Origin of the sequence: Streptomyces sp. NPDC005962 (assembly GCF_040629205.1) — a bacterium.
Classification (GTDB): Bacteria; Actinomycetota; Actinomycetes; order Streptomycetales; family Streptomycetaceae; genus Streptomyces.
On record NZ_JBEXVE010000028.1, the window covers coordinates 53,122 to 76,935 of the forward strand.

A 23,814-nucleotide genomic window follows, 5' to 3' on the forward strand; every position below is an offset into this window, starting at 1 on the left:
GACGCATGCCCGCTCGCCCCGTACGGAGGCTCCGCCATGTCCGAAACCCTGCCCAGACCCGCCACCGGAGCCTCCGGCCCGCCGCGCGCGAACACCGTCGTGGCGGTCCTGGCCTTCGCCGGGATCGTGGTCTCGCTGATGCAGACCCTGGTGATCCCGCTGATCCCCAGGCTGCCGAGCCTCCTGGACGCCTCGGCGTCGGACACCACCTGGGCCATCACCGCCACCCTGCTCGCGGCCGCCGTCGCGACACCGGTGATCGGGCGGCTGGGAGACATGTACGGCAAGCGGCGCATGCTCCTGATCAGCCTCGCCCTGCTGGTGACCGGGTCGGTCGTCGGCGCCCTCAGCGACACCCTGACCCCCATGGTCGTCGGACGGACGCTGCAGGGCCTGGCGGCCGGGGTCATACCGCTCGGCATCAGCATCATGCGCGACGAACTGCCCGCGGAGCGGCTCGGCGCGGCGACCGCCCTGATGAGCGCCTCGCTCGGGGTCGGCGGCGCCCTCGGCCTGCCCGCCGCCGCGCTGCTGGCCGAACGCGCCGACTGGCACATGCTGTTCTGGACCGCCGCCGGGTTCGGCGTCCTCGCCACCGCGCTCGTGGCCAGGCTCGTACCGGAGTCCGCGGTGCGCAGCGGCGGACGGTTCGACGTGGCGGGGGCGGCCGGTCTCTCGATCGCGCTGGTGTGCCTGCTGCTGGCGATCTCCAAGGGGGCCGCCTGGGGCTGGACCAGCGGGCTCACCCTCGGGCTGTTCCTCGTCTCGGCCCTCACCCTGGCGCTGTGGGGCCGGTGGGAACTGCGTTCCGCGCGGCCGCTGGTGGACCTGCGCACCACCGCACGGCGTCAGGTGCTGCTCACCAACCTCGCCTCCGCGGTGTTCGGCTTCGCCATGTTCGCGATGTCCCTGCTGATGCCGCAGGTCATCCAGCTGCCGAAGGCCACCGGTTACGGCCTCGGCGAGACGATGCTGACCGTCGGCCTGGTCATGGCGCCGTCGGGGCTGGTGATGATGGCCATGGCGCCGCTGTCCGCACGCATCTCCAAGAACCAGGGCCCCAAGGTGACGCTGATGATCGGCGCCCTCGTGGTCGCCTCGGGTTACGGCCTCAACATCGCGCTGATGTCCGCCATCTGGCACCTCGTCCTGGTGTCCTGCGTCATCGGGGCCGGAATCGGGCTGGCCTACGGCGCCATGCCCGCGCTCGTCATGGCGGCCGTGCCGGTGTCGGAGACGGCCGCGGCCAACAGCCTCAACACCCTGATGCGGTCCATCGGCACCTCGATCTCCAGCGCGGTGGCGGGCGTCGTCCTCGCCGAGATGACCATCACGCTCGGCTCCACCACCCTCCCCGCCCAGAGCGGCTTCCGGGTGGTCATGGCCGTCGGCGCCGGGGCGGCCCTCCTGGCCTTCGTCCTCGCGTCCTTCCTCCCCCGGCAGCGTCCGGCGGCCCCCGCGGCGGCCGCGAACTCCCCGGCCACGCATGGAGCCGCGCATACCGGGTAGCCGGAGGCCGACCGTCCCGATGTCCGGCAGTCCACCACCCGAGGAGAGCCCCCATGCTGATGGCCCACCCCGCCGTGTTGCGCAATCTCGTCGAGCAGTACGAGACGCTGCACGCCCTGCACGCCGATGCGGGTGGCCCGGAGGTGCGCCAGCGCATGGACGATGTCGCGTACACCCTCTGCGTGTCCACCGGGACCCGGGACGTGGACACCGCCCTGATCGCCGCCCGCCACCAGCTCCCCGGCGCCCGCGTCCAGGACGACTCCGTGCTGAGCACGTGACGCCGAGCACGTGACGCTCGGCGCATGACGCTCGGCGCATGACGTGATGCCCCCGGGGCGCGATGCGGTGCGCCCCGGGGCCGTGTGTCCTACCGGCCCACATCGTCCTCGGCGAGGACGCGGGCCATGGTGCGTTCCGCCAGGGCCGTGATCGTCACGAAGGGATTGACGCCGATGGAGCCCGGGATGAGCGCTCCGTCGGTCACATAGAGCCGCTGGTAACCGGCCACCCGGCCGTAGATGTCCGTGGCGCGGCCCAGTACGGCGCCGCCCAGCGGGTGGTAGCAGAAGTCCCCGGCGAAGGCGCGGGTGTCGCCGAAGAGGTCGTAGCGGTAGATGGTGGCGTTGGCCGCGTTGACCCGGTCGAAGAGGGATTTCGCGGCGGCGATGCCCGGGGCGCTCTGGGTGGCGGTCCAGTTCAGTACGGCGGCGTCCTTGGCGGCGTCGTAGGTGAAGGTGCCGCGCTCGGGGTTCTTGGTGATCGCCAGGTAGAGGCTGGCCCAGGTCTCGGTACCGGCCGGCAGCGGGGCGATCTCGGCAAAGACCGGGTTGGCCGCGTTGGACCAGTCGTCGATGGCCGTCACCGGGATCGTGGACTGATGGGCCCCGGTGGGGTTCCAGATGTGGTTGGCACGGCCCAGCATGACGTTGCCGTTGCCGCCCCAGCCCCGGCCGACCTCCGCGTTCAGCCCCGGCAGCGTGCCGGTCTCGCGGGCGCGCACCAGCAGTTCGCTCGTCCCGAGGCTGCCCGCGCCGAGGAAGAGGGAGCCGCAGCCGATCTCGTCCGTCGCGGTGACCGCGCCGGTGGTGTCGATGCGGTCCACGGTGACGACGTACGTACCGTCGGCGGCCCGGCGCACCGCGCGGGCGCGGCTGAGCGTGTGGAGGGTGACGTTCCCGGTGCCGAGGGCGGCCGCGAGGTAGGTCTTGTCGAGGCTGCGCTTGCCGTAGTTGTTGCCGTAGATGACCTCCTGGGCGAGCGCGGACTTGGTGGCGGTCCCGGCGGCCTCGCGCCGCATGTAGTCGAAGTCGTAGACGCTGGGCACGAAGACGGTCTTCAGCCCCGCCGCGCTCGCCTGGGCGCGGGCGACCCGGGCGTACTGGTACCACTCCGTGGACTCGAACCAGTCGGAGGGGACGGGGGCGGTGCCGAGCATGCGGTTGGCGCGCGGGAAGTACGTGCCGTACATCGCGTCCGCGTCGACGCCCGGCAGCACCTCCTGGAAGTACGCGCGGGACGGGGTGACCGCGATACCGCCGTTGACCAGCGATCCGCCGCCGACCCCGCGCCCGACGTAGACGGACATGTTCGGGTGCCGTACGCGGCCCAGGACACCGGGGTAGGGGGTGATGTCCTTGTTGATGACGTCCAGCCACAGGAACGTGGACAGCGGCGCCTCGGTCCTGCGCTTGAACCACATGGAACGCTGGTCGGGCGCGGTCATCGAGCAGAACACCGCCCCGCCCGAGCCCGGCGGCTCCCACAGCCTGCCCATCTCGATGACGAGGGTGCGGATACCCGCCTCGCCCAGGCGCAGCGCGGCGACCGCCGCGCCGTAGCCGGACCCGATGACGAGGGCGGGGGTGTAGTCGGCGCTCCGGGCGGCGGCCGCCGGGGTGAGCCCGATCCGGGTGAGTCCGAGGGTGGCGGCCGTCTGCAGGGCCGCCAGCCCCAGAAAGTGACGACGTGTCAGTTTTCCTTCCATGGGCGCATCATGGGCGGAATCAGCCACTCCGCCCATCCTGCGCGCACATGGTCTTTTGACGCTGCGTCAGATCTTTTTGCGTCAGATCTTTTCGGGTGTCCGGGAGGACTCGGCCGCCTGGGGCGACCGCTTCCGGCGGATCTCGCGCACCAGGGCGACACCGAGCACCAGCGCCGCGGCGAGCAGCGACAGAACCATCTGCTGACGGCCGTCCGGATCGGTGAACATGTAACCCACCACGAAGACGATCATGCCGATGGTGATCCAGGTCAGATACGGGTACGCCCACATCTTCACCGTCAGCCGCTCCGGCGACTCACGCTCCAGAGTCCTGCGCATCCGCAGCTGGGAGAAACAGATCACCAGCCAGACGAAGAGCGCCACCGCACCCGAGGAGTTCAGCAGGAACTGGAACACGGTGTCGGGGTAGGCGTAGTTGAAGAAGACCGCCACGAAACCGAAGACGACCGAGGCGAGGATCGCGGTGGCCGGGACACCGCGGGCGGTGGTGCGGCTGAAGCTCTTCGGCGCGTCCCCGCGACCGCCGAGCGAGAACGCCATCCGGGAAGCCGTGTACAGGCCGGAGTTGAGACAGGAGAGCACGGCGGTCAGCACGACCACGTCCATCACCTGCCCGGCGTGGGCGATGCCGATGTAGTCCAGCACGGCCACGTACGGGCTCTTCTTCACCTCGGGGGAATCCCACGGCAGCAGGGTCACCACGATGAGGATCGAACCGAGGTAGAAGACCGCGATCCGCCAGATCACACTGTTGGTGGCGCGCGCGACCGCCTTGCGCGGATTGGCGGACTCCGCCGCCGCGAGCGTGACGATCTCACTGCCCATGAAGGAGAACACGACCATCAGCACACCGGTGAGCACGGCACCGGGGCCATTCGGCAGAAAGCCGCCATGACCGGTCAGATTCGCGGTGCCGATCGCACCGTCGGAAGCACCCGGCAGCAGACCGAACATCGCCAGCCCGCCGACCACGATGAACGCGGCGATCGCGACCACCTTGATGCCCGCGAACCAGAACTCGAACTCCCCGTAGGAGCCCACGGAGAACAGGTTCGTCGCGGTCAGCACCACCATCACGATGAGCGCCCACGCCCACTGCGGCACCGCGGGTACCCATCCGGTGAGGATGGCCGCCCCCGCGGTGGCCTCCACCGCCAGCACCACGACCCAGAAGAACCAGTAGAGCCAGCCGATCGTGAACCCCGCCCAGCGGCCGAGCGCCCGGTCCGCGTACGACGAGAACGAACCGGAGACCGGATCGGCCGCGGCCATCTCGCCGAGCATCCGCATCACCAGCACGACGAGCGTGCCCACCAGCGCGTACGAGAGCAGAATGCCGGGCCCCGCCGCGGCGATCCCCGCCCCGGAGCCGACGAACAGCCCGGCCCCGATCACCCCGCCGATGGCGATCATCGACAGATGGCGATTCTTCAGCCCGGCCTTCAGCCCGTCCTCGGGGCCGGAGCCGGAGCCACCGGGCGGCGCCGCCCCCGGCGGCGATTCGGCGCCGGGGGCGCGGGCGTCCGTGGAGATCGGCTTATGGGCGCTCATGATCGTTCCTCGTCTCTGATGACGGCGGGAGTCGGCGCGGGACGCGCGCATGTGAGGCGCACGCGATGCGTCACCGGCAGTGAGCCGTGTCCCCGATCGGCGACACGAAAAGCGGCCCCGAGCAGGACCGATGCCCCTGTGGAGGCAGATGTGGGGTGGGTTGCGGTTCAGTGGAATCTAGGTGTCCCGCCAGACCCCGGCCATCGACAGACGTCACGCATCGACCCCCTCCGTTTCATACAGATGTAACAAAGGGAAGCTTTCCAGTGCCCTGCCCGGCGCCGAGCCGTACATCGAAGGATGTACCGGCCTTTCATCTGCGGTCATGAGGTGACGGGCTCGGCCCGGGCTCGCCTCAAGGGGGCATGGACACGACGCCTGGCGACACGGGCGCCCGAGGGCGCCTCGGGGTCCGGGCTGCCCGCGGGGGCCTGGGTGGACCGGGTCCGGCGGCGGCCGCTGCTGATCGTCTGCGATCTGGTGTCGGCGGCGCTGTACGCGAGTGTCCCGGTGGCCGCCTGGCCGGATGTGCTGACACTGGCGCAGCTGCTCGTGGTGGCGGTGATGTGCGGGGTATCGGCGGTGTTCTTCGACACCGCGTACCACGCGTACATCCCCGCGGTGCTGGACGAGCGCGATCTGCTGGAGGGGAACGCCAAGCTCCAGGGCAGCGAGGCCGGTACGCGGGTGGTCGGCCGTGGAACCGCCGGGCTGGTCGCCCAGGCGTTCGGCGCGGTCGCCGGGCTGCTGGTCGACGCCCTGACCTTCGTGGTCTCGGCGGTGTGCCTGCTGATGATCCGGGTCCGGGAACCGGCCCCGGCGGCCCCCGACGCGACGGCCACGCTGCGCCGGCGGATCGGCGAGGGGCTGCGCTTCGTCCGCCATGACCCCTATCTGCGGCCGATGGTGACGTACGGGGCCGTGCTCAACATGGCACTGATGGGGTATCAGGCCGTGCAGATCGTGTTCCTGGTGCGCGCGGTGGGGGTGTCCGAGGCGACGGTCGGTGTCCTGATCATGACCGGCAGCCTCGGCGGAGTCCTCGGCGCGCTGCTGGCCACGGCCGTGGGCCGCCGCTTCGGATCGGCTCGCGGGATGCTCGTACTCCAGGCGGTCACCAGCCCGTTCGCGCTGCTGATGCCGCTGGCCGCGCCGGGCGCCGGGCTGCTGCTGTTCGCGGTCGGCGCGTTCATGGTGGGGACGGGCGTCGCGGTGTGCAACGTGGTGGTGGGCAGCTTCCGGCAGCGGTACTGCCCGCCCGAGCTGCTGGGCCGGGTGGTCGCGACGACGATGATGCTCAACCACAGCACCATTCCGCTCGGTTCGCTGCTCGGCGGACTCCTCGGCGGCACGCTCGGGCTGCGCCCCACCATGTGGATCATGACGGGGGTGGTGGCGTCCTGCTGGCTGATCCTGGCGCTGGGGCCGATGCGGCGGCGCCGCGATCTGCCGCACGCGTACGAGGCGAAGCCGGTTCCGGACAGCGCGGCCCTGGCCGCCGACGCGGCGGGCTGACGGGAGACGCGCCCCGGCCCTCGGCGGCATGGGCTGCTTGGCACACTATTTATTCCGACTATCCGACCGGACGGTCACCACGGCCCAGGTGTTCGGAGAGGACGGTGGCCAGCTCGACGCTGTGCAGATAGCCGTAGCCCTGGGTGCGGACGGCGTCCATGCCCAGCCCCTCGCACTGGATGTTCACCGAGACGCCCTCGAACCGCTCGGTCAGGTCACGCGGGATGGCCAGCGGATCGTCGGTGCCCGCGAGGTTCACCCATCGCCGTACGCCCGGGGGGCGTTGGGCCCGGCCGTCGGCGGGTGCGGGTTCCAGCCGGTTGAAGATCAGGTCCAGACCGAGCGGCGCGCCCAGGGTCACCAGCAGGTCCACCGAGAGGTCCGGCCGTTCGCACAGCGCCTCGTAGACGACCAGACAGCCCAGGGAGTGGGCGATCACCACGTCCGGCCGCCGTGCGGCGAGAGCCTGGGCGACGATGTGCCGCGCCCGGGCCCGCTGCTCGGGGTCGTTCAGGTAGACGTACAGCTCCCTCCCCATGCCGGGCAGCAGGGCGTTGGGCATGCCCACGGCCCGTACGAGGGCGTCCGCGAGGCGGCGCAGCCGTCCACGGCCGTTGCCGCTGTCGGTCTTCCCGCCCGTGGTGCGCAAGGTGTCGCCGTAGTGGGCGACGCTCACGTCGAAGGGGGCCGAGGAGCCGGTGTGGCCGACCCGCTCCGCGCCGTCGCGCAGGGCCAGGAGCCATTGGTGCGACAGCTCCGCGGGGTCGTGCCGAGCATGGCCGAAGCCGTGCACTCCCAGCACCCGGGGGACGGCGGTGAACGGCTCACCGGCGGGGGTGAGGTCGTCCAGATGCCAGGCCCGGGGGGCGCCCTTCTCGTTCACCGCGACCGCCAGCGGGCGCCCGCCCACGCTCGTGGTGGCGGTGAACGCCTCAATGGGGCCCAGGTGTTCGGGTGTGCGGTTTTCGGGGGGCGTCCGATCGGCCAGCGGCCACACGACGCAGTCGCGCCGGGAACCGCGGACCAGCGCCCGGTCGCCTTGCCAGTCGACGAACGCCAGCCGCGGAAGGGGCTCGTACGGCACCTGCGCGACGGGCACCGCCGGGGGCGCTTCGCCCGGGGCCACGGAGGCGCGCAGCAGCATGCGGGTGCCCGATCCCATGAAGTAGAGCCCCGCTCCGGAAGAGTCCTCCGCGGCGGCCATCGCCGCCACCGGTCCCCGGCAGCGTCCCAGCGCGACCGGCTCCGACCACAGCCGCCTGGGCGGCGGCTCGCACACGGGGCCGATGCCCTGCGCCTCGCGTATCCGTGCCGCGACGGACGAGGCCGCCAGGCGGTACCGCGTCCGGCCCCGGGCGTCGGTGGCGGATTCCAGCAGTCCGCGTACCGGGGCCAGGGCCTCCCGTACCTCGTAGAGCGAGGGCGGTCCGCAGCGCCGCTGGATCTGGGTGTCCGTCAGCGCCACGTTCCCGGCCGCCGCCAGCGTGGTGAGCACCGGCACGGTCCAGGGGTTACGGGCGTCGGCGAGCAGCAGGGCCACGACGTCGGCGCTGGTGCGGGGCACGCCGGAGCCCGCCCAGCGCGCCTCCTCCGGGCCGTCCAGGGGGTCGCCGCGGGAGGCGATGAATCCGGTGTAGGCGCGGGCGATGAGGACCTGTTCGGCCACCGGGCTCCGTTCGACGAGCGCGGTGGCGGCGGCCTCGCCGAACGCCTCGCGCACGGGGGTGGCGGAGGCGGCGCGGTAGGCGGGGGCGGTGGCCAGCACGCGGTCGCACATCTCGCGCAGGGTGCGGTGCTGGAGTTCGGGAGAGGCGGTGAGGGTGATGTGGGTGTGCTGATCGCTCTTCATCAGAGTGGCCATCGGACGGCCCGGGCGGGCGGCGACCACCAGTCGGCAGGTTCCGGAGTGGACGAGCGGGCGCAGCAGTTCGTGGACGATGGCCTCGGGGTCCCGCGCCTCGTCCAGGGCGTCGACCACGATGACGGGCGGGGCCGTGAGGCGCTGGAGCCGCGCGACCAGCTCGTCGCGGGTGCCCGGCACCGGGTCGCCGGGCGCGGTGATCTCCCGCGCGACGACCCGTGCCAGCTCCGCGGCGTCGCGTCCGACCGCGGAGACCGCCAGGGGCGTGGGCAGACCGGGCAGTCGCCGCATCCGCGTGGCCAGCGCGGCCAGCAGGGTCGTCTTGCCGCTCCAGGGCTCCCCGGTGACCAGGGCGAGCCCGCCCCCGGACGGGTCGTCGATCCAGTGCGCGAGTTGCCGCAGGGCCGGTGTCTCGGGTGGTTCCGCCGGGCCCTGGTCGAGGAGGGGGATCAGGGACGGGCGGTACCGGGGGTTGGGCAGGAACGCCTCGTTCTCCGTTCCGTCGCGCCGCGCCGACAGCAGGACGCTGTTCGAGGTGCGGCCTTCGGCGAGGTCGTGGGCGAGGTCCAGCACGTCCTGGAAGGAGATGAACTGCTCGTGGCGCGAGTGTCCGCGCCGGCCGGCCGCGAAGCGGCGCAGGGCCTCGGTGAGGGCGAGGGTGAGGTCATAGGCGGGGGCCCGCTCGGGCGGTCCGGACATGAGGACGGCGTCGAAACCGAAGACCGGGACGACGGCGCTCCGCACGGCCGGGCAGTCGTCCACGATCATCAGGCGCCGCCCCCGCGTCTCGCCGGTGGGCAGCGATCTGAACAGCGTCTCGCTGTCCGCCGACTGGCCCGCCACATGGACGATCAGGGCGTCCGCGTCGGTGAGTCCGGCCGCGGTCTCCTCGACCGTTCGCCGGAACTCCCGCGCCGAGGCGTCCATGGCGCGCCGGGTCCGGCAGCCGAACTCCTCGAAGGCTTCGACGAGTCCACGGCAGGCGGGCTCCAGCGAGGGGTCGGCGGCGGCGCCGAAGCCGAAGCTGAGTACGAAGCGCCGCCCCGGCGGCCGGGACGCCCCGGTCGGGGCCACGCCGCCGACGACCACCTCGGCGGACTCCAGGACCCGGCCGCGGACGACGCCTTCGGTGTCGCCGGTGAACAGATGGGACCGGCCGCCTTCGGTCAGCAGGGCCAGCGCGCTCACCCGCTCGGTCACCGGGACGGTGGGCAGGAACGCGGCGCCGCTGTCGAGGTCCAGCAGGCAGATCCCGTCCGGGCCGAGGACCGCCACGACCCGCTGGCCCATGATGTCGTGGCAGGCCAGCACGGGCGGCCGGGCCTGGGCGCCGTCCCCCAGGAAGACGATTTTCCAGACGTACGGCCGCCGGTCGGGCGCCTGGTCCAGGGCGGCGCCGAGGTCGGTGGCGGCCAGCGTGCCGTCGGCGGACAGCGTCACGGCGAGGCTGCGGCCGGAGGCCGTGGTGGCGCAGGCGAGGGCGGTGATGCCGAACGCGCCCCAGCGGTTGACGAGACGGCCGTGGCCGGTGGCCAGGTCCCAGATCCACAGCTCGCTGCCGGAGGTCGTCACGGCCATGTCGCGGCCGCCCACCCGGGCGCACTCCACGAAGACCGGCCCGTCGGCCGCTCCCCCGCCCCCGGCCGGGTGGCGGCCGCGCAGCGCCGCGTGGATCGCCTCGGCGTACGGGCCGAGTTCGCCGCCCAGACCGCCCAGCACCGACGCGGCCACACTGGCGAACGCGCGCCCGCCGGTCAGCGCGAGCGGCCCCGTGGGGTCGGCGGCCAGCACCCGGAAGTCGAGGGAGCCGCCGAAGGGTGCGGCGAGCGCCTCGGGGGCCTGGATCAGGGTGGTGAGCACCTGGTAGGCGCCGGTGCGGGTGAGCCCGACGGCCAGTTCGTCGCGTACGCCGTCGCGGAAGGCGTACACCACCTGGTCCGGGTCCTCCCCGCGGCGGCGGGCGGTGGTGCGCACCAGCAGATCGGAGAGGAACACCTCGGCGAGGTGGGCGGGGCCGGTGGCGGGCAGCAGATGCCGCTGGAGCCAGCGCATCAGCGGCAGCGTGAGCGGGGCGGCGGACAGCAGGTACGCCAGGTGCAGCGCGTCCGGGGTGGCCCAGGTGCGGAACTCCTCGACCAGTTCCGGGGCCGCGGTGTGATCCGGGAGGCGGCCCGCCGCGGCGGTGGCGGCCTCGGGGCGGCCGTGCCAGGGCTCCCGGCCGAGGTCGACGGCGGAGCCGGGCCGCCAGGTGGTGCGGCTGCCGGAGAGCGCCTGGGCCCAGGGGCGCAGCCATTCGGGGTCGAGGGTGATCAGCGGCGCCAGGTCGGTGGCAGATCCGACGGGGGCGGCGGGGCCGACGGGGCGTACGGTCAGCCGGGCGGGGCCGGTGGCGCGCAGGGCGGCGCGGACCGGCGGCAGCCAGGTGCGGTGCCACAGGCCGGGCGGCAGCATCTGGACGACGGCCAGCGGCGACCGGCGCGCCCATTCCCGTACCGTCCCGGTCATGTCGGGGGTGCCCCACAGGGCGCCGACCCCGTCGGTGAGGACGAGGATCAGCCGTCGGCCGGAGGGGTCGTGCAGCTCGGCGGGGTTACGGCCCTCCGCGGCCTGGTCGGCGCGGTCGTCACCGGCGGTGCCGTAGCGCAGGACGAGGGCGGGCTCGTCGGCGTCGAACCGCCACAGGCGTACGTCCCGGAAGGCGCCGTGTCCCTCGACGAGTTCGCGGAAGTCGTCCACGGTACGGCGCCACACGGACATCGACACGCTGTCGTCCACCACCAGCGCCAGCTCCAGCCAGCGTTCGCAGGCGTGGCGCAGGGCGGGCACGGGGCGGCGGGCGCGGGCGGAGCGGTCCGCGGTGAGCGGCTCGTCGAGGATGCGCCGCCCGGGGGCCCGGACCCGCCGCTTGAGCGGGCGCAGCGCGCGGGCCAGCTCCAGCCGCCGGGGCAGCGCGGGCGGGCGGCGCACCGGCAGGGCCTTGGCCTTGGTGCCGGGACCGCCGCATCCGCCGCCTGGGCCGGGGGTGCTCCCGGAGCCGTCCGCCGCGGTGTCGTCGGGGCTGTGGAGCGGGGTGGGCGGGGCCGGTGGCGGCCGGTGCGGGTCCGGTGCGGCGGCGGGCTCGCCGGGCGGCTGCTCGGCGGGTGGCGGCGGGGCCGGTGGCCCGGGCGGTGGCGGGGGGTGGTCACCGGGTGGCGGGTCCGGAGGCGCGGCGGCGGGCGGCCGGGCGGGGGTGATCTGCCCGGCGAGCCACAGCAGTTCGGCGACCTCGCGCACCGTCAGGTCCTCGTCGCCGCTGAATCGCCTCGCCAGGGCGAGTGCCTCGGTGATGTCGGTCATGCGGTGTCGTTCAGCGGGCGGAGGAGTTCGCGCAGGACCGTGGGCCATTCCGGGTCGCCGGTGTGGTCGGCGGTGTGTTCCAGCCGGAGGGTGTTGAGCAGCTGGTCGGTGGCGAGGAGTTTGCGGCCCTCCTCCAGGTCCTTCGCGAAGGCCTCCAGCCGTTCCCCGGAGGCGCGCAGGACCTCCGGGCCGAGGTGGGCCCGGACGATACGGTCCAGCTTCTGCCGGGAGGGCGGCCGGATGTCCAGCCGGACGCAGCGGCGGACGAAGGCGGGCGGGAACTCGCGCTCGCCGTTGCTGGTGAGGACGACGAGGGGGAACTCGGCACAGCGCACCCGCCCGTGCCGGACCGGTTCGCGGCGCAGTCCGTCGTCGGTCATCACATGGACGTCGCAGACGGGGTACCGCTGGAGTTCGGGGATGGTGAACTGGCCGTCCTCCAGCACCGAGAGCAGGTCGTTGGGCAGGTCGACGTCGCCCTTGTCGAGTTCGTCGATGAGCAGGACGCGGGGGCGGTCGGAGGGGAGCAGCGCGGTGCCGAGGGGGCCGAGCCGCAGGTATGTCCCGATGTCGGCGGCGCGCTTGTCGTCCTGGTCGCGCTTCCCGCCCGCGTCATGCTTCCCGCCCTGGTCGCGCTTCTCGTCCTGGAGGCGGCCGATGGCGTCGTACGCGTACAGCCCGTCGGCGAGGGTGGTGCGGCTGGTGACGGACCAGTGGAGGACGCGGCCGAGGCCCAGTTCATGGGCGATGCCATGGGCGAGGGTGGACTTCCCGGTGCCGGGTTTGCCGGTGACCAGGAGCGGGCGGCGCAGATGGATGGCGGCGTTGACCATCCGGGCCTCTTCGGGCTCGGCGCGGTAGGTGGTGGCCACGCCGGTGCGGCCGGGACCCTCGGCGGTGTGGGCGTCGCAGCAGGGTTCGGCCTCCGGCCCGGAGTCCTCGCCGGTTTCGGGGCGGACACCGTCGAAGCGGCGCCAGGGCGGGGGTTCGGGCAGGGTCCAGTCGGTGCGGCGGACGCCGTCCCCGTAGTAGATCCACCAGGCGGGCGGCGAGGGCCGTTCGGCGTCGGTGGTGACGGGCGGCTGCGGGTCGTCCGCGTTCATCGCTTGCCTCCTTGGTGGGCCCGCGGGCCCCCGAGTCGTCTGAGTCGTTCGGGGTGCCAGCCGGGGTTGTCCCACAGCACCGCGATCCCCGCGCCGTCGTGGGCTTCCTCCGTGCACTGCGCCGCCTGTCGGCGCAAGTCCAGTACGGTGCCGGGCAGCCCGGCCAGGCCCCCGTCCGCGACGACGAGCTTGGCCACCCGCGCGGGCCGCCCGGGCGAGGCGGCGCCGTTCCTCCCGGGCCGCCACCACACGGCGGCGGGCACGCCCTCCTGGATGGCGCACAGCAGGGCGTCCGGGACGGCGGTGAGACGCGGGTAGGGGTAGGTGAGGAAGAGGCAGTTGATGTCCTCGCGGGCGGCCAGCCGCCCGGCGAGCGCTTGGAGGGCGGAGGCGTCCGCGGTCAGGGGATCCCCCTCGGGGTCGGCCGGGCCGCCACGTTCGGTCTCCTCGGGCGGGGTGCCGTCGCCGTGCAGCCAGTGCGGTCCGGGCGGAGGTCCCTCGTCCGCCCCCGGCTCGCGCAGCCGCTCCCAGCGGGCCAGCCACTGGGCGGTGGACCAGCCGTCCCGCAGCCGGTCCAGGGAGCGGACGACGACCGGCCCGTAGCGGCCGATGGGACGGGGGACGGCCAGCTCGCCGCCGCCCCGCAGGTTCCACTCGTCGACCGGCCAGCCGAGCGCCTCCCACGGCAGCAGGAACTCGAACAGCAGGGATTCGGGGTCGAGATGCTGGACGAAGGGCTGGAGCCGGGCGATCAGCTCCTCGGCCGCGGCGGGTATCGCCTCCACCGGGCGCGGGGTGTCGTCCTGGAGCTTGATGCCCAGGCAGCGGCCCCCTCGGTAGAGCCAGGCGGCGAGCCGGTAGCGGTCGCCGCCTGGGTCGCAGCGCTCGGCCCGGACCAGACAGCTGGTGTACGGGGGCGCCGGGGCCTCGGCCGCGGAGGTGGCGGTGGAGCGCTCCGCGGTGAGCAGCGCGGCGGGCATCCGGCCGGTGCGGCGGTGGGCCACGGTGTCGATCCAGGCCCGCAGTTCGCCGCCCACGGGGTCCTCCGCACGGGCGGCGAGGTGTTCCAGGAAGACGAGCAGCGGCGGGATCCGGGTGTCGGGGCTGTTGCGCGTGTCCAGGTCGTCGACGAGGGCGGTCACGCTGCAGGCCTGTTCGGTGGCGAGCAGGCCGTCCTTGGCCACCAGGAGTCCGAGGGAGGAGGCCGCGGCCCACAGCGCCTCGCACAGCTGGTCCGGATCGGTGGGGCAGCGGGGGTCGTCCAGCAGCGTATCGAGGTCCCGGCGCTCGTCGGCGTCGAGCAGCCCGGCGGCGACGGCGGGGAGCGTGGCCGGGGCGCCGTCGGGGAGGGCGTCGTATCCGTGCCGCAGCTCGATCACCCAGGGCGCGCCGTACTCCTCCTCCAGCGCGTCGAACAGCCGCCGCATGACGTCGGGCCGGTGCACCCGGTGCTGGAACGCGCGGTACAGCAGCGGCCCCAGCGCCCCGCCGCGCTCCGCGGGCCAGTCGACCTCGATGCCCGCGCGGGCGAGCAGGAGCTGGGCGCGGTCGGCGGTCTCCAGGCGGCGGGCCAGCTCCTGCGCGAAGTCGGGGCACCACTGGAGGCGCGCCCGCTCGGCCAGGACCTCTCGCTCCGGTCCGATGGGAAGTGCCACGCTCACCGTGTCCTCAGGTGGTGAGGGTGGCGAGCAGCTCGGCCAGCCATCGCGCGGGGACGCCCTCGTTGCTGTACACGTGCCCGGTGCCGTCGGGGGCCGGGAGGTGTCCGCCCGCGCGGTGCACGGCGGTGACCCGCCACCGGTCGTCGAAGGCCGGGGAGCCGGAGGAGCCGGGGAGGGTGTCGGTGAGGTAGAGCACCCGGTGCTCATCGGCGTGGGTGACCACGTTGTGGTAGAGCGCGACCTTCTTGGGGGCGCCGCCGGGGTGCTGGACGATGTTGACCCGTCGCGGCTTGGGCGCCCCGGGCGGGGCGAGGGTGAGCGCGCCCCACTCCTCGGTCAGCGGCTCCCGGGCGCGGACGGCGGTGAGGTCGTGGCGCTCGGAGGTGGCGAAGCCGAGGTCGGGGGCGAGTGCGCAGGACGTCCCGCCCTGGATCTCGCCGCCCGGCCCCTCCTGGTAGCCGAGGACGAGGCGGGCTCCGGCGGCGGCCGCCGCGTCGGGGAGGACATGGCCCGCGGTGACGACGATGTCGCCCGCCACCAGGAAGCCGGTGCCCAGGGCCTCCACGTCGTCCCGGAGCAGTCCGACGGCGCGCGCCGCCCGCAGCCCGCTCTCCAGGAACGCCAGGGGCAGCAGGGTGCTCTGAGCGCCCATCAGCTTCTCGGCGCCCGCGACGGACACCGCGCCGCCCGCGCCATCCGCGCCGACCGGGGCGGCCGTGGGCGCCGCCGCCGGGTCGGTGAGCGCCCGGGACAGGGCCCGGCGCAGCTCCTCGTCGTCCGGGAACTCGCCGACGGCGGTGGTGAGCAGGGCCACCCGCTTGCCCCGGTTGTCCGCCTCGCGCAGCGCGGCGTGCCACACGTCCCGCGCGCCGCCGCCGAAGTCCACCATGTCGCTCGGGATTCCGGCCGTCTCCATGAGCCGCCGGACGGATCTGGCCTCCGGGTACAGCTTCGCCAGCCGGGCGATCAACGTGGCCCGGTCAGGCCCCCCTTGACACAACGTGACCTCCCGGAAGTCGTCCGATGAGCGGACAGCTTAGCGCCGCATGCGCCACTCATATTCCGTTTGTCCACAAGATGGCATCAAGGCCCGGTCCGATACCCAGGGAGCGCTTCGTCCATGCCTGTTCACGGTGACATGTCGTGGGCACGGACGGCGGGCAGCGGTCCGTCGTAGCGTTCGACCTCGACCCGGGCGAGCTGGCCGGTGCAGCCCTGGGCGAGCCGGGAGGTGCCGGTGTCGCGGGTCACCGCGTTGGGGTTGCCGTGGACGCAGGTGGCCACCTCGGGGGCGGAGGGGTCGAACCAGGCGCCGGTGGCGAGCTGGACCACGCCGGGCCGCAGCGCGTCGCTGAGCACGGCCCCGGCCAGGCAGCTGCCCACGGTGGAGCGGATGCGCACCACGTCGCCGTCGCGTACGCCGCGGGCCGCCGCGTCGCCGGGGTGCATCCGGACCGGTTCGCGGCCGCGGACCTTGGAGGAGGCGCTCAGTTCGCCGTGGTCGAGCTGGCTGTGCAGCCGGGTGGGCGGATTGTTGGCGACCAGGTGCAGCGGGTACGCGCCCGGGCACCCCGGGTCGGGTGGCTCCGGCGGCAGCCAGGCCGGGTGGCCGGGGCAGTCGTCGTAGCCGTACGAGGCGATGGTGGCCGAGTACAGCTCGATGCGGCCGCTCGGCGTGGGCAGCGGCGCGGCGCCGGGGTCGGCGCGGAACCCGGCGTAGAGGGTGCGCTGTTCGCGCAGGGACCGCAGGGGGACGCGGCCCGCGCGCCAGAAGGTCTTGAAGTCCTCCTCGGGCGCGTACTCCGGCGGCAGACCCTGGCGCCAGCTCTCGTAGAGGTGTTCCAGCCAGCCGCGTGCGTCGCGGCCCTGGGTGAAGGCGTGGCCGACGCCGAGTTCGGCGGCGAGGTCGCTGAGGATGCGGTAGTCGTCGCGGGCCTCGCCCACCGGGTCGGCGACGCGGTGCATGGCGATGAGCGCGGTGTCCTGTTTGGCGCCGCCGATGTCCTCGCGCTCCAGGGTGGTGGTGGCGGGGAGGACGAAGTCGGCGTGGTGGGCGGTGGCCGTCCAGTGCGGCTCGTGGACCACGACCGTGTCCGGGCGGGCGAAGGCCCGGCGCAGCCGTCCGAGGTCCTGGTGGTGGTGGAAGGGGTTGCCACCGGCCCAGTGGACGAGCCGGATGTCGGGGTAGGTGTGGCGCTGCCCGTCGTAGGCGAACGTCTCGCCCGGGTGCAGCAGCAGATCGGCGATCCGGGCGACGGGGATGAAGTCGGGGACCGGGTTGGTGCCCTGGTCCAGGCTGGGCAGCTTGTACGGGAGCGTCCCGGCGCCGGTGCCGCCGGTCGCCCCGTATCCGTGGGCGAATCCGCCGCCCGGCAGCCCGATCTGGCCGAGCAGGCAGGCCAGCGCGATGCCCGCCCACAGCGGCTGCTCGCCGCGGTGGGCGCGCTGGAGCGACCAGCTGAGGGAGACCATGGTGCGCTGCCGGGTCAGCTCCCGGGCCAGGGCGGCGATGCGGGCGGCCGGGATGCCGCAGATCGCCTCGGCCCAGTGCGGGGTCTTGGCGGCGGAGCCGTCCCGGCCGAGGACGTAACCGGCGAAGGTGTCGAAGCCCTCGCAGTGGCGGCGGCAGAAGTCCGCGTCGTACCGGCCCTCCTCGATCAGCACGTGGCACAGCGCCAGCATCAGCGCGGTGTCGGTGCCGGGGACGGGGGCCAGCCATTCGGCGTCCAGCTCGGCGGCGAGGTCGTCGCGCAGGGGGCTCACCAGGATGAAGCGGGCGCCCCGGCCACGGGCCGAGCGCAACAGGTCCGCGGTCCGGTGGCGGCTGATGCCACCCGCGTTGACCTGCGTGTTCTTGGCGGGCATCCCGCCGAAGCAGAGGAAGAGGCCGGTGTTCTCGGCCAGCACGGACAGCGGGGTGGGGGTGCTGATCGGGGCGTCGTCGCCCACCACGTGGCGCAGCAGGGTGGTGGCGGCGCCGAGGCTGTAGGTGTTGACGGAGCGGGTGTAGCCGCCGAGGCAGTTGAGGAAGCGGTGGATCTGGCTCTGCGCGTGGTGGAAGCGGCCCGCGCTGCCCCAGCCGTACGAACCGCCGAAGATCGCCCGGTTTCCGTGGGTGGTGCGGACCCGGTCGAGTTCGCGGGCCAGCAGCCCGATCGCCTCGTCCCAGGGGGCGGGCACATGGTCGTCGGCGCCGCGGGCCGGGTCGGGTCCGGGGCCGTGCTCCAGCCAGCCGCGGCGGACGTAAGGGGTGAGCACCCGGTCGCGGGGGCCGAGCGCGGCGGGCACGTTGCGCAGCAGCGCGGCGGGGTGGGGGTCGCGGGGGTCGGGGGTGACGTCGAGGCTGCCGTCGGGGCGGACGGCGGCGTCGAAGGCGCCCCAGTGCGAGCTGTGGGGGTGGCCGCGCGCGGTGGCGCCCGGGGGCGGCCCCGTCACGTCGCCGCCGTGGGGCGTGCTGTCACGGGCTGTGTCGTCGCGGGGCGTGCTGTCGCGGGCCGTGCCGTCGTGGGGCGTGCCGCCGTGGGCCGTGCTGTCGCGGGGCGTGCCGTCGGCGGTCGTATCGTCGTCGGCCGTGCCGTCGGCTCTGTTGCTCGCGTCCCTGCTCATGCGGTGCTCTCGCCTTTCGTCGTCTCTCTCCTTTCTTCCCGTTCCTCCCTTTGGCCCGCTCACTCCCCCTCCTCCGGTCCGGGGCCGTACCGTGGCCGTCCGGCATCACCCGGTCGGCCCCTCGGAAGGGCCGTGCGGGAGGGTGGTAGAACGGCTGCTGAGCGTTATCGTCGATCCCGTTCCGCGTATGCCGATATTCGGCCACCGATGGCATACTTGAACGCGCGACCAAATGGGTTTACTCCCCGCCAGGGGCGCGGCGGTGGAGGCCGTCATCTGCCCATGGCGGAAGTCCGAGGGCAAGGGTGAGATGACCACATGACGCGACCGGACACGCCGCCGCACGAGCAGCCCGTCCGGTCGGACGACCTCATCGACGAGGCGTCCACAGCCAGGGCCACTGTCGACGGGCACGGCATCGTCACCCAGTGGAACGAGGGGGCCCAACGGCTGCTCGGATACCGTTCCGAGGAGATCGTCGGCAGGTCGGCGGCCGCACTGCTCGCCGACGAGGCGAATCCGCGTCCGGTGGCCGAAACTCTGCGCGCCCTGACTCCGCCCGACCGGTTCCGCGGCCGGGTCGCGCTGCTCCACCGCGACGGCTCCCGGGTGACGGCCGGACTGCTCGCGCACCGCGTCGCCGCGCCCGGCGGCACCACCGAATGGCTCGTCGTCTCCCCGCTGCCCCGGCCGGAACAGCCCCTGGCGGACGAGGAGTTGCTGAAACACTGCTTCACCCAGGGACCGTGCACGATGGCGGTGTACGACACCGGGCTGCGGCTGCGCTGGGCGAACCAGGACATGGAGCGGGTGCTGGGCCTCACCCAGGAGGAGATCCGCGGGCTGCGGGTGCCGGAGATCGCCCCCGGGCCCGAGGCGGAGGAGACCGAGGAGCGGATGCTCCGGGTGCTGGAGACCGGCGAGGAGCAGTACATCGAGCTGTTCCTGCGGATGCCCGGCCACGACCGCCCGGTCGCCTGGTCGACCTCGCTGGCCCCGCTGCGGGACGGGGACGGCCGGGTGGCGGCCGTGATGCTGTCCGCGCACGACCGGACCCCGCAGCACACCGCCCGGCGGCGCCTGCTGCTGCTCAACGAGGCGAGCACCCGGATCGGCTCGACCCTGGACATCGACCGGACCGCGCAGGAGCTGGCCGATGTGGCGGTTCCGGAGCTGGCCGACTTCGTCACCGTCGATCTGCTGCCCTCGGTGCACGGCGGCAGCGAACCGCGCCCGGGCCCCCTCACCAGCCATGTCATGCTGCGGCGGGTCGCCGCCCGGTCGGTCTTCGCGGGCACCCCGGAAGCCGTGGTGGAGGTGGGGAAGGTGGCCGCGTACCCCGAGTTCTCCCCCGCCGCCGAAAGCCTGAAGGCGGAGCGCGGGCTGCTGAACTCGGTGACGGACCCGGCGGTGTCCCGGTGGGCGGCGGAGGCCCCGGACCGGGCCTCGATGATCCATCAGTTCGGCTTCCACTCCACGATGGCCATCCCGCTGCGCGCCCGCGGCACCACCCTCGGCGTGGCGACGTTCTCCCGGCACCAGCGCCCCGAGCCGTTCGAGGAGGACGATCTGCTGCTCGCCGAGGAGATGACGGCCCGGGCGGCGGTCTGCATCGACAACGCCCGCCGCTACACCCGGGAGCGGAACACCGCGCTGGCCCTCCAGCGCAGCCTGCTGCCGCGGACCCTGCCGCACAGCGCGGCCGTCGACGTCGCCTCCCGCTATCTGCCCGCGGGCCCGCAGGCCGGGGTGGGCGGCGACTGGTTCGACGTGATCCCGCTGTCCGGGGCGCGCGTCGCGCTGGTGGTCGGCGATGTGGTCGGCCACGGGGTGCAGGCGTCGGCGACCATGGGGCGGCTGCGCACGGCGGTCCGTACCCTCGCCGATGTCGACCTGGCCCCCGATGAGCTGCTGACCCATCTCGACGACATGGTCAACCATCTGTCCGCGGAGGCGGAGAGCGCGCAGGGCCCGACGAGTACGGGGGCCACCAGCGGGGACATCGGCGCCACCTGCCTGTACGCGGTCTACGACCCGGTCTCCCGGCTCTGTTCGATCGCCCGGGCGGGGCATCCGCCGCCCGTGGTGGTGGCGCCCGACGGCTCGGTGGACCTGCTCGACCTGCCCGGCGGCCCGCCCCTGGGTCTTGGCAGTCTGCCGTTCGAGACGGTCGAGGTGGAGCTGGCGGAGGGCAGTCTGCTCGCGCTGTACACCGACGGTCTGATCGAGTCCCGCGACCAGGACGTCGACCGGGCGCTGGACACGCTGCGCTCCGCGCTGGTCCAGCCCGCCGACTCGCTGGACGCCACCTGTGACGTCGTGATCAGCAAGATGCTGCCCAGCCGCCCCGAGGACGACGTGGCGCTGCTGCTCGCCCGTACCCGGTCCCTGGACGCCGACCACGTGGCGACCTGGGACCTACCGTCCGACCCCTCGATGGTGGCGCAGGCCCGCCGGGACGTGACCGCGCAGCTGGAGGCGTGGGGTCTGGGCGAGGCCGTGTTCACCACCGAGCTGGTGGTCAGCGAGCTGATCACCAACGCCATACGGCACGCCAAGGCGCCCATCCAGCTGCGGCTGATCCACGACCGCACCCTCATCTGCGAGGTGTCCGACGGCAGCGGAACCGCCCCGCATCTGCGCCGGGCCCGCACCTTCGACGAGGGCGGCCGCGGACTGCTGCTGGTGGCCCAGCTGACCCGGAGCTGGGGCACCCGGCAGACCGGGAGCGGCAAGACGATCTGGGCGGAGCAGAGCCTGACCCCGGGGGACGGCTGATCACCGGCCCGCCCCGGCTTCACTACAATCAGCGGCGAGAAGCCCTGTTCGTGAAGGACTTGAGGCTGCACCATGGCATTCGGCGTCAGGCGGACGCCGTTACTGCCCGCCGCCGTGGCGGGTCTCGCGGCGGAACGAAAGGCCGCAATCCATGCGAACTGAAGCCACGCGCCCCGGCGACTCGCTGGCCGCGCTGAGCCCCGCCGAGTCGGCCCGGCTGATGGCGGTCATGCGGGACGCCGCGCTGAGCCGCGGCAGGCTCCCGCTGCCCGCGCGCCCGGTGATCGGCCAGTCCTGGGACCGGATGCTGCGGCTCGGTCTCGACCCGGACCGCGGCCACGACCGGGGGCTGCTCAGCCTGGACGAGCTGGAGCGGCGCCGGAGGGCGACCCGGCTGGCCGATGTGCTGCCCACTCTGCACAGCGGGCTGCTGGAGGCGGCGGAAGCGGCCCGTCACATCATGATCATCGCGGATGCCGACGGCCGGGTGCTCTGGATCGACGGCCACCGCGGCATCCGCCGCCACGCCGAGGGGATCGCGCTCACCGAGGGCGCGCACTGGGCCGAGGAGACCGCGGGGACCAGCGGCATCGGCACCGCGCTCGCCGTCCGGGCCCCGGTGCGGGTGCACTCCGCGGAGCACTTCGTCCGCGCCTTCCACACCTGGAGCTGCGCCGCCGCGCCGGTCCGCGACCCCCGGGACGGGCAGCTGCTCGGCGTCATCGACATCAGCGGGCCCGCCCCCACCGCCCACCCCACCGTGCTCTCCCTGGTGACGGCCACCGCCCGGTGGGCCGAGGGCGAACTGCGGCTGGCCCACAGCCGCGAACTGGACGCGCTGCGCGCCCTCGCCGCGCCCGTCCTCGCGCGCATCCCGGGCAAGGCCGCGGTGGTGGACCGGCACGGCTGGGTCGCCGCCGTCACCGGCATCAGCCCGCAGGACCACCGGCTGCCGCTGCCCAAGGCGGCGCGGGAGGCGCCGTACGGGCCGGTCTGGCTGCCCTCGCTGGGCACCTGCGCGGTGGAACCGCTGCCCGGCGGCCATCTGCTGCGGGTGCTCGACGGCGAGGACGGCGACCGGGCGCCCGCCGGTACCGGCCATCTGGTGCTGGACGTACGCCACCGGCACCACTGGTCGCTGACCTTCTCGGGCCCCTCCGGCACCTGGACCCACGGGCTCAGCGCCCGCCACGCCGAACTGCTGCTGGTGCTCACCGCGCACCCCGAGGGGCGCACCGCGGCGCAGCTCGCCCACGACCTGTTCGGCGACCCGACGCGTACGGTCACCGTGCGGGCGGCGCTGTCCCGGCTGCGCGGACAGCTCGGGGCGGTGCTCGCGCACCGCCCCTACCGGTTCGCGGACCACATCCGCGTCGAAGTGCTGGAGCCGGACCGGCGGCAGGACCTCCTGCCGTTCAGCGTGGCCCCGGCGGTCGACCGTCTGCGGGACTGACCGGGTACGTCAGCGGCTGCCCGCCACCTCCTCCGGGCTCAGCACCTGGGCGAGGCGTTCGGCGGGCAGCAGGCCCTTCTCCAGGACGAGTTCGGCGACGCCGCGCCCGGTGGCCAGGGCCTCCTTGGCGATGCTGGTGGCCGCGCTGTAGCCGATGTACGGGTTGAGGGCGGTCACCAGGCCGATGGAGTTCTCGACGGTGGCGCGCAGCTCCTCGACGTTGGCGGTGATGCCGGACACGCACCGGTCGGCCAGCACCAGGCAGGCGGCCCGCAGATGGGTGACGCTCTCCGAGAGCGAGTGCAGGATGATCGGCTCGAAGGCGTTCAGCTGGAGCTGACCGGCCTCGGCCGCCATGGTGATGGCCACATCGTTGCCGATCACCTCGAAAGCCACCTGATTGACGACCTCGGGGATCACCGGGTTGACCTTGCCGGGCATGATGCTCGAACCGGCCTGCACCGGCGGCAGGTTGATCTCGTTCAGCCCGGCCCGCGGACCGGAGGAGAGCAGCCGCAGGTCGTTGCAGCTCTTGGAAAGCTTGACCGCGATGCGCTTGAGCACACCGGACAGATGGACGAACGCCCCACAGTCCTGGGTCGCCTCCACCAGGTTCGCGGCAGTGATCAGCGGAAGCCCGGTGATGTCCTCCAAGTGGCCACGCGCCGCCTCGGCGTAACCCTTCGGAGCGTTCAGACCGGTACCGATCGCGGTCGCCCCGAGGTTGATCTCATGCACCAGGCCGGAGGCCTCCAGCAGCCTGCTCTGGTCCTCCTCCAGCATCACCGCGTACGAGGAGAACTCCTGGCCGAGCGTCATCGGCACCGCGTCCTGGAGCTGGGTGCGGCCCATCTTCAGGACGTCGCGGAACTCCTCGGCCTTGGCGGCGAACGCCTCCCGCAACACGGCCATCGCGTCGAGCAGTTCACGGACGGCGATGATCGTGGAGACGTTGACGGCGGTCGGGTAGACGTCGTTGGTGGACTGGCTGAGGTTGACGTCCTCGTTGGGGTGGAGGATGCCGTGCTCGCCCTTTTCGTGGCCGAGGATCTCCAGGGCCCGGTTGGCGATGACCTCGTTGGCGTTCATGTTCGTCGAGGTACCGGCGCCGCCCTGGATCACGTCCACGGTGAACTGGTCGTGCAGTTCGCCGCGGCGTATCTCCTGGCAGGCCGCGGCGATGGCGTCGGCCTTGAGCGAGGAGAGCAGGCCCAGGTCCTCGTTCGCGCGGGCCGCGGCCTCCTTGACGGCTGCCAGGGCGTTGATCAGATGCGGATAGGCGGCGATGGAGGTGCCGGTGATGGGGAAGTTCTCGCAGGCGCGCAGGGTGTGAATGCCCCAGTACGCGTCGGCGGGGACCTCGCGGTCACCGAGCAGGTCGTGTTCGCGGCGGGTGCCGGGGTCAGCGGTCATGGCTGTGGGTGGTTCCTTGG

General features: G+C 73.5%; 13 protein-coding genes. 5 read left to right on the plus strand and 8 right to left on the minus strand.

The window, feature by feature from the left end; translation table 11 throughout:
- Positions 1 to 36: 36 nt before the first annotated feature.
- Together ABZ370_RS34250 and ABZ370_RS34255 are read left to right on the plus strand one after the other, a co-directional pair.
- The gene (locus tag ABZ370_RS34250; protein ID WP_358629027.1) at positions 37 to 1,509 is read left to right on the plus strand and encodes an MFS transporter; all 1,473 of its coding nucleotides are present in this window, start codon (positions 37 to 39) and stop codon (positions 1,507 to 1,509) included.
- Between the two features lie 53 nt (positions 1,510 to 1,562).
- Complete coding sequence (locus ABZ370_RS34255) at positions 1,563 to 1,790, plus strand: DUF5133 domain-containing protein (RefSeq protein ID WP_358629030.1); 228 nt, start codon at positions 1,563 to 1,565, stop codon at positions 1,788 to 1,790.
- A gap of 89 nt (positions 1,791 to 1,879) precedes the next feature.
- On the opposite strand, the gene ABZ370_RS34260 is transcribed toward ABZ370_RS34255, so the two are convergent.
- Both ABZ370_RS34260 and ABZ370_RS34265 read right to left on the minus strand, forming a co-directional pair.
- On the minus strand, positions 1,880 to 3,496 hold the full coding sequence (locus tag ABZ370_RS34260; protein ID WP_358629033.1) for a GMC oxidoreductase: 1,617 nt from the start codon (positions 3,494 to 3,496) through the stop codon (positions 1,880 to 1,882).
- An 81-nt stretch (positions 3,497 to 3,577) separates the two neighbouring features.
- A complete protein-coding gene (locus ABZ370_RS34265; RefSeq protein ID WP_358629036.1) occupies positions 3,578 to 5,068 on the minus strand; it encodes an amino acid permease in 1,491 nt (496 codons plus the stop codon).
- 330 nt (positions 5,069 to 5,398) lie between these two features.
- Between ABZ370_RS34265 and ABZ370_RS34270 the strand changes: the two genes are divergently transcribed.
- Complete coding sequence (locus ABZ370_RS34270; protein WP_358629038.1) at positions 5,399 to 6,583, plus strand: MFS transporter; 1,185 nt, start codon at positions 5,399 to 5,401, stop codon at positions 6,581 to 6,583.
- A 58-nt stretch (positions 6,584 to 6,641) separates the two neighbouring features.
- Here the strand turns inward: ABZ370_RS34270 and ABZ370_RS34275 are convergent, their stop codons facing one another.
- The 5 genes from ABZ370_RS34275 to ABZ370_RS34295 form a co-directional block, all read right to left on the minus strand.
- Positions 6,642 to 11,780 carry an ATP-binding protein gene (locus tag ABZ370_RS34275; RefSeq protein WP_358629041.1) on the minus strand — a complete coding sequence of 1,713 codons (5,139 nt, stop codon included), beginning with the start codon at positions 11,778 to 11,780 and terminating at the stop codon, positions 6,642 to 6,644.
- Positions 11,777 to 12,883 carry a MoxR family ATPase gene (locus tag ABZ370_RS34280; protein ID WP_358629044.1) on the minus strand — a complete coding sequence of 369 codons (1,107 nt, stop codon included), beginning with the start codon at positions 12,881 to 12,883 and terminating at the stop codon, positions 11,777 to 11,779. The genes ABZ370_RS34275 and ABZ370_RS34280 overlap by 4 nt, the downstream gene beginning before the upstream one ends.
- On the minus strand, positions 12,880 to 14,538 hold the full coding sequence (locus ABZ370_RS34285) for a hypothetical protein (RefSeq protein ID WP_358629047.1): 1,659 nt from the start codon (positions 14,536 to 14,538) through the stop codon (positions 12,880 to 12,882). The genes ABZ370_RS34280 and ABZ370_RS34285 overlap by 4 nt, the downstream gene beginning before the upstream one ends.
- A 13-nt stretch (positions 14,539 to 14,551) precedes the next feature.
- Entirely contained in the window at positions 14,552 to 15,544 is a 993-nt protein-coding gene (locus ABZ370_RS34290) for a trypsin-like peptidase domain-containing protein (protein ID WP_358629050.1), read from the minus strand.
- A 128-nt stretch (positions 15,545 to 15,672) separates the two neighbouring features.
- Entirely contained in the window at positions 15,673 to 18,150 is a 2,478-nt protein-coding gene (locus tag ABZ370_RS34295; protein ID WP_358629052.1) for a molybdopterin-dependent oxidoreductase, read from the minus strand.
- Between the two features lie 318 nt (positions 18,151 to 18,468).
- Here ABZ370_RS34295 and ABZ370_RS34300 point away from each other — a divergent pair, with 318 nt between their 5' ends.
- Together ABZ370_RS34300 and ABZ370_RS34305 are read left to right on the plus strand one after the other, a co-directional pair.
- Positions 18,469 to 20,928, plus strand: a complete 2,460-nt coding sequence (locus tag ABZ370_RS34300) for a SpoIIE family protein phosphatase (RefSeq protein WP_358629055.1) — start codon at positions 18,469 to 18,471, stop codon at positions 20,926 to 20,928.
- Positions 20,929 to 21,079: 151 nt separating this feature from the next.
- Positions 21,080 to 22,381, plus strand: a complete 1,302-nt coding sequence (locus tag ABZ370_RS34305) for a GAF domain-containing protein (RefSeq protein WP_358629058.1) — start codon at positions 21,080 to 21,082, stop codon at positions 22,379 to 22,381.
- Between the two features lie 9 nt (positions 22,382 to 22,390).
- Here the strand turns inward: ABZ370_RS34305 and aspA are convergent, their stop codons facing one another.
- Positions 22,391 to 23,794, minus strand: a complete 1,404-nt coding sequence (gene aspA, locus ABZ370_RS34310) for an aspartate ammonia-lyase (protein ID WP_358629061.1) — start codon at positions 23,792 to 23,794, stop codon at positions 22,391 to 22,393.
- Between the last annotated feature and the right edge of the window lie 20 nt (positions 23,795 to 23,814).

Bases quoted from the DNA above. Each gene is read 5' to 3' on its own strand.
- ABZ370_RS34280 (WP_358629044.1), bottom strand. From the start codon at position 12,883: ATGAACGCGGACGACCCGCAGCCGCCCGTCACCACCGACGCCGAACGG.
- ABZ370_RS34305 (WP_358629058.1), top strand. From the start codon at position 21,080: ATGCGAACTGAAGCCACGCGCCCCGGCGACTCGCTGGCCGCGCTGAGC.
- ABZ370_RS34260 (WP_358629033.1), bottom strand. From the start codon at position 3,496: ATGGAAGGAAAACTGACACGTCGTCACTTTCTGGGGCTGGCGGCCCTG.
- ABZ370_RS34265 (WP_358629036.1), bottom strand. From the start codon at position 5,068: ATGAGCGCCCATAAGCCGATCTCCACGGACGCCCGCGCCCCCGGCGCC.
- ABZ370_RS34275 (WP_358629041.1), bottom strand. From the start codon at position 11,780: ATGACCGACATCACCGAGGCACTCGCCCTGGCGAGGCGATTCAGCGGC.
- aspA (WP_358629061.1), bottom strand. From the start codon at position 23,794: ATGACCGCTGACCCCGGCACCCGCCGCGAACACGACCTGCTCGGTGAC.
- ABZ370_RS34300 (WP_358629055.1), top strand. From the start codon at position 18,469: ATGACGCGACCGGACACGCCGCCGCACGAGCAGCCCGTCCGGTCGGAC.
- ABZ370_RS34250 (WP_358629027.1), top strand. From the start codon at position 37: ATGTCCGAAACCCTGCCCAGACCCGCCACCGGAGCCTCCGGCCCGCCG.
- ABZ370_RS34255 (WP_358629030.1), top strand. From the start codon at position 1,563: ATGCTGATGGCCCACCCCGCCGTGTTGCGCAATCTCGTCGAGCAGTAC.
- ABZ370_RS34295 (WP_358629052.1), bottom strand. From the start codon at position 18,150: ATGAGCAGGGACGCGAGCAACAGAGCCGACGGCACGGCCGACGACGAT.